Source organism: Aeromonas sp. FDAARGOS 1408 (assembly GCF_019048665.1).
Taxonomy (GTDB): domain Bacteria; phylum Pseudomonadota; class Gammaproteobacteria; order Enterobacterales; family Aeromonadaceae; genus Aeromonas; species Aeromonas dhakensis.
The window spans coordinates 3,862,125-3,879,171 of record NZ_CP077394.1; the positions used below are offsets into that span (position 1 = coordinate 3,862,125).

The following is a 17,047-nucleotide window of genomic DNA, read 5'->3' on the forward strand; positions in this document are numbered from 1 at the left end:
CTTTTTATGAAAATAGGTGGGCGCAGGCCCTTAAATCAGCGTTTTTTGGTCACCGGCAGATTTTCTGCACGCCACTGGGCCATGCCACCGCTGAGCACATACACCTGCTTGAAGCCGGCTTTGCTCAGTTGGCGACCCGCGCCACCAGCGGTCATCCCCGACTCGCACACCACTATGATGGGGGCATCTTTATGCTTTTCAACCGGGCCCAGGTTATTGCTCTGGATCTGGCTGAGCGGCAGGTGCTGGGCACCGGCCAGATGGCCCTTGGCAAACTCATCCTGACTGCGAATGTCCACGACGGTGGCATTTTCACGGTTGATCAGCAGGGTGGCGGCGTGGTTGTTCACCGCCTTCACCGGAGAAAAACGAGCACGCACAGTGGTATACACCAGGGTGCCTGCCAGGCCCAACCAGGCTGCGGTCAGCAGCGGGTTGCGGGCCGCAAAATCCAAATACTCTTGCATCTTCTACTATCCAGGGACCAAGACAAGGGCCCGAGTATACATGGGGCCCTGCATAAGATCAGCCATCTTGGCGGCAAAGCGAGAGCAAGCTCCCACCCGGGTTTTGCCTCCCCGATCCCCTCCCCCGCCCGGGCCTGGGGCACAGTGGAAGACGCGATGAAAGCAAGGATGAAAGAGGAAAATTCGGGGGCGAAGACAAGCCGGCAACATGCCGAAAACAGCGGGATAACAGTTAAAAAGCGAGGCTGGAGAGGGACTTGGCTATCAGGTGACTATTTCGGCAGATGTAGTAATATTACGCTAGTTTCACTTCCCGCAATTCATTCCTATCCGAGAGGACATAGCCTTATGTCAACAGCTAAGAAACCTTTGGTTCTGGTCATCATGGACGGTTGGGGCTACAGCACCAAGCAAGAGCACAACGCCGTCGCTGCCGCCAAGACTCCCAACCTCGACCGTCTCGCCCGTGACTACACCAGCACCCTGATCTCCGGCTCCGGCCTGGACGTGGGTCTGCCGGACGGTCAGATGGGGAACTCCGAAGTGGGCCACGTCAACATTGGCGCCGGTCGCATCGTCTATCAGGAACTGACCCGCATCTCCAAAGACATCCAGGACGGCCCCTTCTTCGAGAACGTCGAGCTGGCCAAGGCTGTTGACACTGCCGTGAGCAAGGGCAAGGCCGTGCACATCATGGGCCTGATGTCCCCGGGTGGCGTACACAGCCACGAAGAGCACATCATGGGCATGATCGAGATGGCCGCCAAGCGTGGCGCCGAGCAGATCTATTTCCACGCCTTCCTGGATGGCCGCGACGTACCGCCGCGCTCCGCCCAGTCCTCCATCGAGCTGTTCGACGCCCTGTTCGCCCGTCTGGGCAAGGGTCGTTTCGCCTCCATGATCGGCCGTTACTACGCCATGGACCGTGACAACCGCTGGGATCGCGTACAACAAGCCTATGACCTGATGACCCAGGGCAAGGGCGAGTTCACCGCCGACAGCGCCAGCGAAGCCCTGGCCGCCGCCTATGCTCGCGACGAGAACGACGAGTTCGTCAAGGCGACCCGCATCGGCGAAGCCGCCCCCATGCAGGATGGCGATGCGCTGATCTTCATGAACTTCCGTGCCGACCGCGCCCGTGAAATCACCCGCGCCTTCGTCGACAGCGACTTCACCGGCTTCGCCCGCACCGCCACCCCGGCGCTGAACTTCGTGATGCTGACCGAGTACGCGGCCGACATCAAAACCGCCTGCGCCTACCCGCCGACCGCCCTGGTCAACACCCTGGGTGAGTGGCTGGCCAAGCAGGGCAAGACCCAGCTGCGCATCTCCGAGACCGAGAAGTACGCCCACGTCACCTTCTTCTTCAACGGCGGCGAAGAGGCCTGCTTCAGCGGTGAGGATCGCGAGATCGTTGCCAGCCCAAAAGTGGCCACCTACGACCTGCAGCCGGAGATGAGCTCCGAAGAGCTGACCGACAAGCTGGTCGGTGCCATCAAGAGCGGCAAATACGACGTCATCATCTGCAACTACCCGAATGGCGACATGGTTGGCCACACCGGCGTGTTCGATGCGGCCGTCAAAGCCTGTGAAGCCGTTGACCACTGCATCGGTCGCGTCACCGAGGCCCTGGCCGAAGTGGGTGGCGAGTGCCTGATCACCGCCGACCACGGCAACGCCGAGAAGATGATGGACGAAGAGACCGGTCAGGCCCATACCGCCCACACCAATCTGCCGGTTCCGCTCATCTACTTCGGTCGCAAGGCCGAGGTGCTGGAAGGCGGCAAACTGTCCGATCTGGCCCCCACCATGCTGACTCTTATGGGTCTGCCGGTACCGCCGGAAATGACTGGCAAGCCCCTGATGATTCTGAAATAATCCTTCCCCATGCGGGGATGCGAAGTGATTTCAACCAAAACCAGTCGCGTCGGCCTGTTGGCCGGCGCGCTGTTTTTTTGTCTGTCGTTCGGGCCGGGCAAGGCCTGGGCTGCCAACCAGCAGCTGGGCGCCATGCAGTCCCAGATCAAGGAACAGCAGCAGACCATCAAGCTCAGCAAGCAGGAGCTGGCCAAGCTCAACACCCAGCTCAAGGCCGATGAGCAGGCCATCTCGGCCGCCGCCGCCAAGCTCGACCAGACCAGACAGCAGCTCAGAGAGAACCAGCAGAAGCTGGTGGGGCTGCAACAGGACAAGCTGGACCTGGAACAGCAGGCCAGCCGCCAGAAGCAGTTGCTGGCCAAACAGGCGGAGAGCGCCTTTACCGCCGGCAACCACGATTACCTCAAACTGCTGCTCAATCAGCAGGATCCAGCCAAACTGAGCCGTTCCCTCGACTACTACGACTACCTCAACAAGGCACGCATCGAGGCCATCGAAGCCCTGCGGGCCACCCGCACCAAGCTGGCCAAAAACCAGCAGGTCACCAAAGAGACCGAAAGCCGGCTGCAATCCCTGCTCACCGAACAGCAGCAACACCATCAAAGTCTGCTGGCCAGCCAGCAGAGCCGTGCCAAGGTGCGCAACCAGCTGCAGCAGTCGGTACAGGATGACGAACAGAAGCTGACCAAGCTGGTCAAGGCGGAGAAAGCGCTGAAGGCCCGGCTGGAAGAGTTGCGCCGCCAGCGGGAAGAGCAGGAGCGCCGCGAGCGGGAGCGCCTTGCCAAGCTGAAGGCGGAACAGGAGCGGCAACGCAAGCTGGCCGAACAGCGCCGCGCCGAACAGGAGCGGCTCGCCGCCCAGCAGAGCAAGGCGGCCCAGCAGCAGACCGCCAGCCGGGAGAGCACCACCAGCAAGCCTGAACGAGGTTCAGGCATCAGCAGCGCCGGTTACTACAGCGGGCTCAAGACCAATGGCAGCCTGCGCTGGCCGGTGCAGGGGCCAATCCTCATCGCCTACGGCTCGCCACGCACCGCCGAGCTGAAGTGGAAGGGCACCCTGATCGGCGCCAGCGAAGGGACCCAGGTCAAGGCGGTGGCGCCGGGCCAGGTGGTCTATGCCGACTGGCTGGACGGCTTCGGCATGCTGCTGGTGATCGATCACGGTCGCGGCTACATGAGCCTCTACGGTCACAACCAGTCGCTGCTGCGCCAGGTGGGCCAGAACGTGGAACAGGGCGAACCGGTGGCGCTGGTCGGTGACAGTGGCGGCCAGGACAGACCCGGCCTCTACTTCGAAATTCGCTACCAGGGCGAGGCCATCAACCCCACCAAGTGGCTGGCCAAGCGCTGACGCCGACTTGCCTCCTCCAGCCTGCCTTGCGCAGGCTGTCGTCCCTCCGGCAGCGCGCGGCGACGCGCTACCTTTGGTGAAAAATTACCTCTTTTTCAGGCTGTTCAAGGAAAGACGACCAGCCCTATCTGCTCCAGCAAGGCCTGCTGCTGATCTTCGTTGATCTGCACCCCGTGTAGATTGACCCGCCGCAGATCCAGCCCGGGCAGATCGCACTGACGCAGATCGCAGCCCTGCAGGTTGATGCGGCTCCAGTCCAGTTGGCCAAACTCGGAGCCGCTGAGATCCGAGCCCGCCAGCGAGGCGCCGAACAGGTTGGCCCCCAGCCAGCGATTGCCGTTCAATTCGCATTTTTCCAGCAGACAGCCCTCAAAGTTGGCGTAGCTGAAGTTGTTGCCGGTGAGATGGGCTTCGCAGAAGTAGCTCTTGACGGTGATCTGGTTGGCAAAGCTGGCGCGGGAGAAGTTGATCCCCATCGCCTGGCAGTCGCGCAGCTCGAGCCCGAGGCACTGGCTGTGACTGAAGTCGGCCATGGTGAGATCGCAGCGCAGAAAACTCGCCTCGCGCAGATTGCAGCCCTGCAGCAGGCAGTTCTGCTCGCTCTCCCGATCGTAGAAGCTGCAGTCGACGAAACGACTCTCGCCGAGATCTAGCCTGGAGAAGTTGCAGCCGATGAAACGGCATCCCTGAAACTGCTCCCCAGCCAGGTCCTGCTGCTCGAAGCGCACCCCCTCAAAGCACTTGGCCTTGATCATCCTGAGATTCCCCTTGTTGACGGCGTCATATGCTGACTTTGTTACAAAAAAACGGTAATGTTACACGTAACATTTGTCCCGGATCCAGAGATGAACGATACCCGCAAGCGCCGCCCCACCCTGCAGGACATAGCCGACCTGACCGGGGTCACCAAGATGACCGTCAGCCGCTACCTGCGCGACCCGCAAGCCGTGGCCGAGGGCACCCGCGAGCGGATCGCCGCCGCGGTGGAGGATCTCGGCTACATCCCCAACCGGGCGCCGGACATTCTCTCCAACGCCACCAGCAAGGCGATCGGCATCCTGATCCCCTCCCTCTCCAACCAGGTCTTCTCCGCCGTGGTGCACGGCATCGAGTCGGTGACCCGCCCCGCCGGCTACCAGACCCTGCTGGCTCACTACGGCTACAGCCCGGAGCGGGAAGAGGAGCAGGTCGCCTCCCTGCTCTCCTATCACGTGGATGGGCTGATCCTCTCCGACAGCCAGCACACCGAGCGCACCCGCAAGATGATCGCCACCGCCGGCATCCCGGTGGTGGAAACCATGGATCTGCCGCAGAGCCCCATCGACATGGTGGTCGGCATGGATCACCGGGCGGCCGCCCGGGCCATGGTAACAGAGATGCTGCGGCGGGGCCGACGCAAGCTGGTCTATCTGGGCGCGCGGCTCGACGTGCGCACCCAGCTGCGGATGGAGGGCTACTACCAGGCGATGCAGGATTTCGGCCTGAGCGGCCAGCACCTGCTGACCGAGCAATCCTCCAGCTTCACCCTCGGCGGCCAGCTGCTGGAGCAGGCGCTGGTGCGCTATCCCGATCTGGACGGCCTGTTCTGCACCAACGATGACCTGGCGGTGGGCGCCCTGCTGCAGTGTCAGGCCAAGTGGATACCCGTCCCCCAGCAGATCGCCATCGCCGGCAGCAACGCCCTCGACATCGGCCACGCCATGACCCCCAAGCTGGCCAGTATCGTCACGCCGCGCAAGGAGATCGGCCGGGCGGCCGCCACCATGCTGCTGGCCCGCCTCAACGGCCAGCCGCTGGCCGACACCCGGCTCGACATGGGCTTCTCCCTCTACGAAGGTGACAGCCTGGGCTGACGACGCACATCCCCGCCATTCAGCCATAACAGAGCAGGCCACCCGAGGGTGGCCTGCTTGCTTGGCAAACGGAAGATCCGGCTCACGCCGGCGTCAAATCAGGATGCGACCTGGGCGACAGCTTCGCGGGAGAGGCGGGTCACCTCTTCCCAGTTACCGTTCTTGACGGCCTCTGCCGGCAGCATCCAGGAGCCGCCGACGGTGGCGACGCATTTGAGCGCCAGGTAATCGGCCACGTTCTTCGGGCCGATACCGCCGGTGGGGCAGAATTTTACCTGGGGCAGCGGCGCCGCGATGGCGGCCAGCGCCTTGGTGCCGCCATTCGCCTCGGCCGGGAAGAATTTGAGGTGGTCGTAGCCCGCTTCCAGCGCCTGCATCACCTCGGACGGGGTGGCCACGCCCGGGATCAGCGGCGCCGTGCTGTTGGCCGCGTGGGCCAGCAGGGCCGGGGTCATCCCCGGGGAGATGACAAAGCGGGCACCGGCGGCCACGGCGGCGTCAAACTGCGCGCAGTTGAGCACGGTACCGGCACCGACCATGGCCTCCGGCATCGCCTTGGCGATGAGGGCGATCGCATCGAGTGCCACCGGGGTGCGCAGGGTAATCTCGAACACCGAGATGCCGCCGGCCAGCAGCGCCTTGGCCATTGGCAGGGCCTGATCCAGCTCATTGATGACCATCACGGGTACCAGCGGGGAGGCGGCAAACACCTCGGCCGGGGTCACTTTCCAGTTCTGCATAGCTCTTCCTTAGTCAAAGATGGTGGCGCCACACTCGGCGCTCGATACCGCGCGACGCATCACGCTGAACAGTTCACGGCCCCACCCCTCTTGTTCCAGGGTGAGGTCGATCTCGGCCTGGGTACGGCCGCTCAAATCGGTCAGGCAGTCGAGGCTGCCGGTTACCGCATCCACCCGCAGCAAGTCGCCATCGGCAAGCAGGCCGATGGCCCCGCCGTGCAGCGCTTCCGGGGTGACGTGGATGGCGGCCGGGATCTTGCCGGAGGCGCCGGAGAGGCGGCCGTCGGTGACCAGCGCCACCTTGTGACCGGCTTTTTGCAGGTTGCCGAGCACCGGCATCAGCTTGTGCAGCTCCGGCATGCCGTTGGCGGCCGGGCCATTGTGACGCACCACGATGACGGCGTCCTGATTGAGATCCCCCGCCTTGTAGGCCGCTTCCACCGCATGCTGGGAGGAGAAGACTCGGGCCGGGGCTTCAATCACCCGATACTCGGGGGCCACGGCAGAGACCTTGACCACGGCGCGGCCCAGATTGCCGGAGAGCAGCTTGGTGCCGCCGGTGGCCTGGAACCGGCTACCGGAAGGCGACAGCACGCTCGCATCACTGCTCTCGCCCACCGGCTGCCATACCAGCTTGCCATCCACCAGTACCGGACGGCTGAGGTAATCCTGCATCTCGCCGAAGACCGGGGTGGCATCCAGGTGGATCAGCCCCTCTTGCGCCAGCCGGCGCATCAGGCCGGGCACGCCACCCGCCTGCTCGAAGGCGTTCACGTCGGCCGGGCCGTTCGGGTACATGCGTACCAACAGCGGCACCACGTCGGAGAGATCGCTGATGTCATCCCAGGTCAGCACCAGACCGGCGGCGCGGGCCAGCGCCACCATGTGGATGCTGTGGTTGGTGCTGCCGCCGGAGGCGAGCAGGGCCACCAGCCCGTTGACCAGCGAGCGCTCGTCAATCACCGCACTCAGGGGGCGATAGGCCGGGGAGCCGGGGATCATGGCGCTGATGCGGCGGGCCGCCTCCTCGGTGAGGGCGCGGCGCAGCTCGCTGTGCGGGTGCACGAAGGCGGAGCCCGGCAGCATCAGGCCCATGGCCTCGAACACCAGCTGGTTGGTGTTGGCGGTGCCGTAGAAGGTGCAGGTGCCCGCCGCGTGGTAGGCGCCGCACTCCATCTTGAGCAGGGCATCGCGACCCACTTCGCCGGCGGCGTACTGCTGGCGCACCTTCACCTTCTCGTCGTTGCTGATGCCGCTCGCCATCGGGCCGGCCGGCACGAAGGCGGTGGGCAGATGAGCGTGGGAGAGCGCTCCCATGATCTGGCCCGGCGCTATCTTGTCGCAGATGCCGAGCAGCAGGGTGGCATCGAAGGTGTTGTGGGAGAGCGACAACGCGGTCGCCTGGGCGATGAGATCGCGGGAGAACAGGGACATGTCCATCCCCGGCTGGCCCTGGGTCACGCCGTCGCACATGGCGGGCACGCCGCCGGCCACCTGGGCGCTGTGGCCGAGCTCGGCCAGCGCGGCCTTGATGATGTCCGGATAGCCCTGATAGGGCTGATGGGCACTCAGCATGTCGTTGTAGGCGGTGACGATGCCGACGTTGGCACGGGTCATGTCGAGGATGCGTCCCTTCTCGTCACAGCTGGAGGCGGCCACGGCATGGGCCAGGTTGCCGCAGGCCAGCGCGGCGCGGGTCTTGCCCTGATCGGCCTGGCGCTGGATGCGGGCCAGGAAGGCCTGGCGACGGGCGGCACTGCGCTCGCGAATGCGGGCAGTGACGCTGGAAATAACCTGATGGATCATTGGGCTTGCTCCAATGCGGTGACGGCGCGATCAACCACCTGTTCGAAGGTGCCGTCGATATCGATGTGGAATACACCGGCTTCGCCATCCGGGCGCTCCAGGGTATCGAACTGACTTTGTACCATGCTTTCGCGCATGAAGTGGCCCTTGCGGGCCCGCATCCGCTCGAGGATCAGCGGCTGGCTGCCGTCGAGGAAGAGGAAGCTGACCGACTCGTTGCCCTCGCGGATCTGGTCGCGATACTGCTTCTTGAGGGCCGAGCAGACGATGACGCCCACCTCGTTCTTCTGTTCCAGGCTGTAGGCCGCGTCGCGGATCCGCTCCAGCCAGGGGGCGCGATCCTCGTCGTTGAGGGGGTTGCCACCGGCCATCTTCTGGATGTTGGCCCTGGGGTGCAGATCATCACCGTCGATGAACTTGGCGCCCAGCACGCTGGCCACCTTGAGGCCCACGCTGGACTTGCCGCTACCACACACACCCATCACGATAATGCTCTTACCCGCCATTGTTTGACCTCTATCTCATTTTTCAAAAAACGTGCTGCCGATGGGTTCTAACTTAGCACGTTACCGGTAACATGTTACCGGTAACAACAAGAATTGTGAAGTCTGCCACAGACTGAGCGCACTCATAGTCACCTGGGCAAGCGAGTTTGAGCCCTGGCCATAAATCTAAATAAATCATAAAGATATGGTCTGCCGACGGATCGGCAGGGTGTCGATACTGAACTTGGAACAAGGAATGCACAACAATGTCTGACCTCTCCCTGATCATGACGGCCGCCGGCTCCATCGTGCTGCTGCTCTTTCTGGTGATGAAGGCCCGCCTGCACGCGGTCGTCTCCCTCATCCTGGTCTCCATGGTGGCGGGGCTCGCCGCCGGCATGAACCCGGCCGACATCGCCGCCACCATCCAGAAAGGGATGGGTGGCACCCTCGGTTTCGTCGCCGTGGTGGTGGCACTGGGTGCCATGTTCGGCAAGGTGATGGAAGTCACCGGCGCCCTCGACCGGGTGGCCCACACCCTGCTCGGCAAGTTCGGCGTAAAGCGCGCCAACTGGGCCATGGCGCTGACCGGCTTCGTCTGCGCACTGCCACTGTTCTTCGACGTGGCCGTGGTGCTGCTGATCGGCGTCGCCTTCGCCATCGTCCGCCGCGGTGGCGGCAGCGTGGTGAAGATCGGCATCGCCTTGCTGGCGGGTATAGCCACCTGCCAGGCCTTCCTGATCCCGGCACCGGGCCCCATCCTGGTGGCCTCCCAGCTGGGGGCCGACTTCGGCTACATGATCCTGTTCGGCCTGATCGCCGCCGTTCCTGCCCTGATCCTGGCCGGCCCGCTGTTTGGCGAGCTGATCAGCAAGGTAGTGGACGTGCCGCTGCCGGCCGACGCCCAGAGCAGTGCCCATGACGACGGCCAGAACCTGCCCTCCTTCTGGCTGGCCATGGGCCTCATCGGCCTGCCGCTGCTGCTGATCGGTCTCAAGACCATCGTCGGCCGCTTCGTCGAGGCCGGTACGCCCCTGCACGGCTGGCTGGAGTTCATCGGCCACCCCTTCACCGCCATCATGGTCGCCTGCCTGGCCGCCTTCTACCTGCTGGGGATCCGTCGCGGCATGTCCCGTGACGAGGTGATGAGCGTCTGCAACAGCGCCATCCAGCCGGCCGGCGTCATCATCCTGGTGACCGGTGCCGGTGGCGTGTTCAAGCAGGTGCTGGTGGATTCCGGTGTGGGCGCCGCCCTCGGCAACATGCTGGCGGACTCCGGCCTGCCCATCGTCGCGCTGGCCTTCATCCTGGCGGCCGCAGTACGGGTCATTCAGGGTTCCGCCACCGTCGCCATGCTGACCGCCTGCGGCCTGGTGCTGCCGATGTTGGAGCCGCTCGGCCTGAACGGCGCCCAGCTGGCGGCGGTCACCATCGCCATCGGCGGCGGGGCCATAGTGCTCTCCCACGTCAATGACTCCGGCTTCTGGCTGGCCAACCGCTACCTCGGTCTCACCGAGAAGCAGACCCTGCAAACCTGGACCGTAATGGAAACCATCATCGGTACCACGGGCGGCGTGATGGCCATGCTGATCTACAGCTTCCTCTGATCGCGACCATGCAGAAAAGGCCTCCGATGTGAGGCCTTTTTCATCTTTATGACGATTCTTTCTTTGGCTAACAGGGCGAGATTGCTAGAATCGCCTATCCATCGCTCCGAGTGGAACGCTTAACGCAGTGATTTCAGGTTTCTCTATGCATTCATCGGCACATTATCGACAGCTGCTGGCGCGCCTGCCCCAGATCGCCGTCGCCGCAGACCAGTTTGAAGTGCTCGGCAGCGCCAAGGACTTCAAGAGCCGGATCCTTTCGCTCATCGCCAGCGCGACTCGCCGCATCTATCTGGTGGCGCTCTATCTGCAGGATGACGAGGCGGGACGGGAGATCCTCTCCGCCCTCTATGCCGCCAAACAGCGCAACCCGGCCCTCGACGTCAAGGTGTTCGTCGACTTCCATCGTGCCCAGCGCGGCCTGATCGGCAAGGGCAAGCAGGGTGGCAACCACCTGATGTATCAGGAGATGGCTGCTCGCCACGAGCACCAGATCGCCATCTATGGCGTGCCGGTAAAAGGCCGTGAACTGCTCGGAGTGCTGCACCTCAAGGGGTTCATCTTCGATGACACCCTGCTCTACTCCGGTGCCAGCCTCAACGACATCTACCTGCACCAGCAGGATCGCTACCGTTTCGACCGTTATCACCAGATCACCAGCCCGGAGCTGACCCGCAGCATGGTCAACTACGTGGATGACCTGTTCCTGCGCAGCGAAGCGGTGCAGCGGCTGGATCGCACCGACATCCCCAGCGCCAAACAGCTGAAGGGGCCGATCCGCCGCTTCAAGCACAACCTGCGCCTCGGTCAGTACCGCTTCGACACCATGCCGGTCAACAGCCAGGAGGTGGCCATCACCCCGATGAGCGGCCTGGGCAAGCGTGGCAACCAGCTCAACAAAATGATCCGTACCCTGGTGCGGGCCACCGAGCGGGAGATCTTCATCTGCACCCCCTACTTCAACCCGCCCAAGGAGTTGAACAAGGATATCGAGGCCCTGCTCAAGCGCGGCTGCAAGGTGACGATCGTGGTGGGCGACAAGACAGCCAACGACTTCTTTATTCCGCCGGAGGAGAAATTCTCCACCATCGGCGGTCTGCCCTATCTGTACGAGACCAACCTGCGCAAGTTCGCCGAGCGCAACCAGCATCACATCGATGCCGGCCGTCTCAACCTGATGCTCTGGTGCTGCGAGCGCAACTCCTACCACCTCAAGGGGATCTTCGTGGATGACGAGTGGGCTCTGCTCACCGGCAACAACCTCAATCCCCGCGCCTGGGCGCTGGATCTGGAGAACGGCCTGCTGGTCTACGATCGCCGCCACCTGCTGCGGCCCCAGTTCAACGCCGAGCGCGAGAACATCCTGACCAACACCAAGCGCATCAGCCACTTCGATCAGATCGAGCAGATCCAGGACTACCCGGACCAGGTGCGCAAGCTGCTGGCCCGGATCCACAGGGTCAAGGCCCATATCCTGCTCAAGCGTATCATCTGACCGGCGCGCATCGCGCCCTCAGGTTCCTTGCAAGGGCCTGCCGCATCTCGGCAGGCCTTTTTCATTCCTGGCTTACGATCCCGCTGGACGACCCCCAACCGCGCGACGCGGCTTGCGTCGGGACGGCAATAAACCCTATCATCTGGACATATTTACAGTGTTTTCGGGCATCTAATTGATGAAATTGGATAAAATCTCCCTCGACAGCCTCAAGGGCGTCGGCAGCAAGATGCAGGAAAAGCTCGAGCGGCTGGGGCTGGCCACGGTGCAGGATCTGCTGTTCCATCTCCCCCTGCGCTACGAGGACCGCACCCAGGTGTGGCCCATCGGCAATCTGCCGCCCGGCCTGCACGGCGCCGTCGAGGGGGAGATCCAGGACACTCAGCTGGTGATGGGGCGCCGCCGCATGCTGGTCTGCCGCATCAGCGACGGCACCGGCACCCTCACCCTGCGCTTCTTCAACTTCACCGCCACCCAGAAGAACAGCCTGAGCCCTGGCCGGCTGATGCGCTGCTTCGGCGAGGTGCGCCCCGGCAAATACGGGCTGGAGATGGCCCACCCCGAGTACAAGCTGCTCGGCGAGGAGCAGGCCGGCCAGACCGAAGAGGCGCTCACCCCCGTCTACCCGACCACCGAGGGGCTGCGCCAGCTCACCCTGCGCAGCCTCACCGATCAGGCACTGGCCCAGCTCGACCTCTATGGCGTGGAGGAGCTGCTGCCCGCCGGCCTCTATCCCCAGCAGATCGATCTGGCCGCGGCCCTGAAGCTGCTGCACCGTCCGCCCCCCTCGGTGGCGCTGGCCCTGCTCGAGAGCGGCCAGCACCCGGCCCAGCAGCGGCTGGTGCTGGAGGAACTGCTGGCCCACAACCTCTCGGTCTTGAAGGTGCGGGCCCAGGCACAGACCCAGCTCGCCCGCGCCCTCAAGCCGGCGCCAGCGCTGGTGGAACAGCTGCTCGGCGCCCTGCCGTTCACCCCCACCGGTGCCCAGAACCGGGTGGTGGCCGAGATAGGCAAGGATCTGCAGCAGAGCCACCCCATGATGCGGCTGGTGCAGGGGGACGTAGGCTCCGGCAAGACCCTGGTCGCGGCACTGGCCGCCCTGCAGGCCATCGGCAACGGCTGTCAGGTGGGGCTGATGGCGCCGACCGAGCTGCTGGCCGAGCAGCACGCCATCAACTTCGCCAAGTGGCTGGAACCACTCGGCATCGGGGTCGGCTGGCTGGCGGGCAAGCAGAAGGGCAAGGCACGAGAAGAAGCGCTGGCCGCCATCGCCGATGGCAGCGTCAAGATGGTGGTGGGCACCCACGCCATCTTCCAGGAGCAGGTGGTGTTCCAGCGCCTCGCCCTGGTCATCATCGATGAACAACACAGATTCGGGGTGCATCAGCGGCTCGCCCTGCGGGAAAAAGGGGAGCGGGAAGGGGTACACCCCCATCAGCTCATCATGACCGCCACCCCCATCCCCCGTACCCTGGCGATGACCGCCTATGCCGACCTCGACACCTCCATCATCGACGAGCTGCCGCCGGGCCGCACCCCCATTACCACGGTGGCGCTGCCGGACAGCCGCCGCCAGGACGTGATCGAACGGGTCAGACTGGCCTGCGAGGAGGGCAAGCAGGCCTACTGGGTCTGCACCCTGATCGAGGAGTCGGAGGTACTGGAGTGCCAGGCCGCCGAAGACACCGCCGCCGAGCTGCAAAATCGGCTGCCCGGCCTGCATATCGGGCTGGTGCATGGCCGGATGCGACCGGTCGAGAAACAGCGGGTGATGGAGGAGTTCAAGGCAGGCATACTGCAACTGCTGGTCGCCACCACCGTCATCGAGGTGGGGGTGGATGTGCCCAACGCCAGCCTGATGATCATCGAAAACCCGGAGCGACTGGGGCTGGCGCAGCTGCACCAGCTGCGCGGCCGGGTCGGGCGCGGCTCGGTGGCCTCCCACTGCGTGCTGCTCTATCATGCCCCCTTGTCCAAGACGGCCCAGAGCCGGCTCGGGGTGCTGCGGGAGACCAACGACGGCTTCCTCATCGCCCAGCGCGATCTGGAGCTGCGCGGCCCGGGCGAGCTGCTCGGCACCCGCCAGACCGGCCTGGCCGATCTCAAGATCGCCGATCTGGTACGCGACCAGTCGCTCATCCCGCAGGTGCAGAAGATGGCTCGCTTCTTGATGGACCGCCACCCAGATCATGTCGAACCCTTGATACGTCGCTGGCTCGGTCTGCGGGATCACTATTCCAATGCCTGACCTGCGGGATCACGCTGCCAACGCCTGATCACTCAACCAATACAGGAGGAAAGCGCTTATGAATTCCTGGCTGCGCGGCCTGCTCTACACCCTTGCCTTCCTGTTGCTGTTTGTCTGGGTCGGCCTCGGCCTGTTCGACGCCGAGCGGGCCAAGGGGCCCATCGCCGGCTGGCTCAGCCAGCAGACTGGCGTACCCGTCACCATAGGCCGACTGGTGTTCAACCCGCTTCACCCCTACACCCTGCTGGCGGAGCAGGTGAGTTACGGCAACGCCGTGACCCTCGACAAGATCTATCTCGAGATAGAGAGCATCGACTGGCTGAACCGGGACGTGCGCATCGCCCATCTCGACCTCATTCGCCCGGCCATCAAGCTGCCGCTGCCCAATCAGCTGCCGAGCCTGCCGGTGCACTCCCTCACCATCACCGACAGCACCATCGACCGGCTCAGCCTGGAGAGCGACGGGCTGACCCTGCGCGGCCTCAACGCCACCCTGAGCGACTGGCAGCTGCTCAATCCGGTGCGCCCGCCCCAGGCCAACCTGACCCTCAACATCACTGAGCTGGCGACCCCGGCCTGGGCCCTCTCCCGCCTCAACCTGGCCGGTCGGCTGGAGGGGCAGGTGCTGAGCACCGACAAGCTGACCGCCAACCTGTTCGACGGTCTGCTCGAGACCGGCATGGTGCTCGACTGGCCCGCCCGCAGCCTGCGGCTGAACAACCTCAAGAGCCAGGGCATGCGCATCGAGTGGGGCATCCTCGCCAAAGCCGAATCCCCCCTACGCCAGGTCAGCCTGGATCTCGGCCAGATCCGGGATCTCAGCTTCAACGACATCGAGCAGGAGCTGGCCCTCAACAACCTCAGCGGCCAGCTGACCGCCTTCAACTGGCAGGCTGGCAACACGCCCAGCGGCTACTTCTCGGGGACCCTCGGTGATCTCGGCCGTGGCCTGTTCCAGCTGGAGGCCATTCAGGGCAAGGTCGCCTTCTCGCCCCAGCAGCTGGATGCGGAGCTGCAGGGCAAGGCCTATGAAGGGGAGTTCAACCTGGAACTTTCCTTCGATCCCCTGCAGCAGAAGCTGACCCTGAAGGACATGGCGCTGAGCGGCATGGACATCAGCCTGCCGGAAGGGTGGTGGCAGGATTGGCAGAGCTGGCGCCCGCAGCAGATCGACATCCGCAAGCTGGCCTTCGACAAGCTCAAGGTGCTCTCCTTCGACGATACCCTGCCCCTGTCGCTGACCGGCTGGCAGCTCTATCTGACCGATCTCAGCCTGCGCGGAAATCAGCCTGGGGCGCTGCTGGGCCGGGCCCGCCTCGAGAGCGCCTGGTTCGAACTGGTGTGGGACGGCCTCAGCGCCCGCAGCGGCGAGCTGGATGGCGAGCTGAGTGCCGGCTCCTGGCAGCTCAACAAGCTCACCAGCTCGCTGCCGGATGAGGGCAGCCTCAGCCTGAGCGGCCAGTGGGGACGCGAGCCGGGCCAGACCAGCCGGTTGCAGCTCAAGGGCGAGAAGCTGGATCTGGTGCAATGGGGCAAGATCCTCCACTCTCCCGTTTCCTTCGCCGGCAAGCTGGACCTGAGCGCCGATCTGCAGGCGCTGCACGGCGGCACCCCGGGCGCCTGGCGCAGCTCCCTGCAGGGGAATTTTGCCCTCGATGCCACCGAACCGTTCTGGGACAAGGTGAAGATAGATCCGCTGCTGGATCAGTGGTTCAAGCAGGCGGCGGCGCCGACCCTCACCCCGGCCGAGCTCTGGCAGGCGATGCAGGAGGGCGACACCCCCTTCTACCGCATCAAGCTGCAGGGCAAGGTGGCCCAGGGCCAGCTGAAGATCGAGCAGGCCGGCGCTTCCACCATCACCCATCTGCTGGGGCTGCAGGGCAGCGTCGATCTGGTCAATGAGCAGTGGCAGCTGGATCTGGGCGTTCTCAACGGCCAGCACTGCGCCGAGCTGCTCGGTCAGTGGCGCGGGCCGCTCGCCGAGCCGACCCTCAGCTGGGGCTTCCAGCAGAAGCCGAACGGCTGTGGTTGGGAGACCGGCGTGCGCTACCCGCCCCAGGGCAACGGCAGCCCGCTCTGGCGACCGGCGCCGAAGGCCCAGGCCGCACAGGCCGCCAACGGCTAGCCGACAGAAAGCAACAAGGCCTCGTGATGAGGCCTTGTTGCTTGATGGGATCCCGCGCGGGGCTACTGACCCGGCCGCTTGACCGGCTGCACCACGTAGTGACCGAGGAACTCGGCTGCCAGCTTGTCGCCGCTGAACAGTTTGATCTTGAGGCTGAACTTGGCGGACTCACCGGCCTTGAGCGGCTCGAGCACGGCAGGCATGCCTTCGCGGGCCACCCGCGCCTCCGGCTCCTCCTTGACCGGCCGGTAGTACTTGATATTGCCCTCCGCCAGCACCGTATCCCCCACCAGCCCCGCCTCCTTGAGTTGCAGCCAGATCAGGCCCCAGCCCGCCAGCACGCACTGGCTGTAGATGCTGCCGGCGAACATGGTGTCATGCACGTTGAGGTTGGCCGCCAGATTGGCCTTGAGGTGGAAGGTCTGACCGTCGTAGTGGGTGATGTGCACCCCCATCTTCTCGCTGATGGGAATGCCCTGTGACCAGCGGGTGGTGAGATCCTGGCACCACTCGGGGCGGTACTGGATGGTCTGCAGCGGGCTCAGAGACTTGATCATCTGGCGGTGCGGGATGCGGCCGAAGGAGACGGGGCCTTCCCCCACCTCGAGAAAGCCGCACTTGCGGTAGAACTCCACCGCCTCCTGGCGGGCATTCATCACCAGTCGCTTCACCTTCTCGCTGCAGGCCAGCTGTTCGAGATCCTGCACCATGCGGGCACCCAGCCCCTGGCCGCGAAATTCGGGGCGCAACGCCATGAAGCGGATCTGCGCCTCGTCACCGCCGACAAACAGCCGCCCCACCGCGATGGGTGTGCCGTCGGGGGCCAGCATCAGCCGGTGAATGGCGACGGTGTCGTATTCGTCCCGCTCGGAACCGAGAGGCAGATTGAAGGGTTTACGCAACAGTTCCCAGCGCAACTGGTAGTAGGCATCCAGTTCGGCGTCGGTTTGAGGAGTGACTACCCGGTACATAAAGCGATCCTTGAGTTGGCGC

13 protein-coding genes are annotated in these 17,047 nt (G+C 64.3%); 7 read left to right on the forward strand and 6 right to left on the reverse strand.

Translation table 11 applies throughout. The annotated features are described in order from the left end of the window. Positions 1-35: 35 nt before the first annotated feature. A complete protein-coding gene (locus tag I6L38_RS17870; protein WP_216988796.1) occupies positions 36-467 on the reverse strand; it encodes a rhodanese-like domain-containing protein in 432 nt (143 codons plus the stop codon). 348 nt (positions 468-815) lie between these two features. On the opposite strand from I6L38_RS17870, the gene gpmM reads away from it, so the two are divergent. Next, a complete protein-coding gene (gene gpmM / locus I6L38_RS17875) occupies positions 816-2,345 on the forward strand; it encodes a 2,3-bisphosphoglycerate-independent phosphoglycerate mutase (RefSeq protein ID WP_010635426.1) in 1,530 nt (509 codons plus the stop codon). Between the two features lie 9 nt (positions 2,346-2,354). Beyond that, on the forward strand, positions 2,355-3,695 hold the full coding sequence (locus I6L38_RS17880; protein ID WP_216988797.1) for a peptidoglycan DD-metalloendopeptidase family protein: 1,341 nt from the start codon (positions 2,355-2,357) through the stop codon (positions 3,693-3,695). A gap of 104 nt (positions 3,696-3,799) precedes the next feature. Here I6L38_RS17880 and I6L38_RS17885 read toward each other — a convergent pair whose 3' ends face one another. After that, positions 3,800-4,450 (reverse strand): Qnr family pentapeptide repeat protein, encoded by a 651-nt coding sequence (locus tag I6L38_RS17885; RefSeq protein ID WP_216988798.1) that lies wholly within the window; start codon positions 4,448-4,450, stop codon positions 3,800-3,802. A gap of 90 nt (positions 4,451-4,540) precedes the next feature. On the opposite strand from I6L38_RS17885, the gene I6L38_RS17890 reads away from it, so the two are divergent. Further along, complete coding sequence (locus I6L38_RS17890) at positions 4,541-5,548, forward strand: substrate-binding domain-containing protein (protein WP_017778598.1); 1,008 nt, start codon at positions 4,541-4,543, stop codon at positions 5,546-5,548. Between the two features lie 98 nt (positions 5,549-5,646). Here the strand turns inward: I6L38_RS17890 and I6L38_RS17895 are convergent, their stop codons facing one another. Genes I6L38_RS17895 through I6L38_RS17905 form a run of 3 tightly spaced genes read right to left on the reverse strand, consistent with a single transcriptional unit; the run spans position 5,647 to position 8,600 of the window. Further along, positions 5,647-6,288, reverse strand: a complete 642-nt coding sequence (locus tag I6L38_RS17895) for a bifunctional 4-hydroxy-2-oxoglutarate aldolase/2-dehydro-3-deoxy-phosphogluconate aldolase (RefSeq protein WP_216988799.1) — start codon at positions 6,286-6,288, stop codon at positions 5,647-5,649. Positions 6,289-6,297: 9 nt separating this feature from the next. Next, positions 6,298-8,094 (reverse strand): phosphogluconate dehydratase, encoded by a 1,797-nt coding sequence (edd, locus tag I6L38_RS17900; protein WP_216988800.1) that lies wholly within the window; start codon positions 8,092-8,094, stop codon positions 6,298-6,300. Next, the gene (locus I6L38_RS17905) at positions 8,091-8,600 is read right to left on the reverse strand and encodes a gluconokinase (protein WP_005307862.1); all 510 of its coding nucleotides are present in this window, start codon (positions 8,598-8,600) and stop codon (positions 8,091-8,093) included. Before I6L38_RS17905 ends, edd begins: the two co-directional genes overlap by 4 nt. A gap of 245 nt (positions 8,601-8,845) precedes the next feature. On the opposite strand from I6L38_RS17905, the gene gntU reads away from it, so the two are divergent. The 4 genes from gntU to I6L38_RS17925 all read left to right on the forward strand — a co-directional run bounded on the left by gntU (position 8,846) and on the right by I6L38_RS17925 (position 16,054). After that, complete coding sequence (gene gntU, locus I6L38_RS17910; RefSeq protein WP_216988801.1) at positions 8,846-10,186, forward strand: gluconate transporter; 1,341 nt, start codon at positions 8,846-8,848, stop codon at positions 10,184-10,186. 145 nt (positions 10,187-10,331) lie between these two features. Next, positions 10,332-11,681 carry a CDP-diacylglycerol--serine O-phosphatidyltransferase gene (gene pssA / locus I6L38_RS17915; protein ID WP_216988802.1) on the forward strand — a complete coding sequence of 450 codons (1,350 nt, stop codon included), beginning with the start codon at positions 10,332-10,334 and terminating at the stop codon, positions 11,679-11,681. A gap of 178 nt (positions 11,682-11,859) precedes the next feature. Next, a complete protein-coding gene (gene recG / locus I6L38_RS17920) occupies positions 11,860-13,929 on the forward strand; it encodes an ATP-dependent DNA helicase RecG (protein ID WP_216988803.1) in 2,070 nt (689 codons plus the stop codon). Positions 13,930-13,987: 58 nt separating this feature from the next. Then, the gene (locus tag I6L38_RS17925; RefSeq protein WP_043171994.1) at positions 13,988-16,054 is read left to right on the forward strand and encodes an AsmA-like C-terminal region-containing protein; all 2,067 of its coding nucleotides are present in this window, start codon (positions 13,988-13,990) and stop codon (positions 16,052-16,054) included. A 62-nt stretch (positions 16,055-16,116) separates the two neighbouring features. Here the strand turns inward: I6L38_RS17925 and I6L38_RS17930 are convergent, their stop codons facing one another. Then, positions 16,117-17,025, reverse strand: coding sequence for a bifunctional GNAT family N-acetyltransferase/hotdog fold thioesterase (locus I6L38_RS17930; protein WP_005307835.1), 909 nt, complete (start codon positions 17,023-17,025; stop codon positions 16,117-16,119). Positions 17,026-17,047 lie beyond the last annotated feature (22 nt).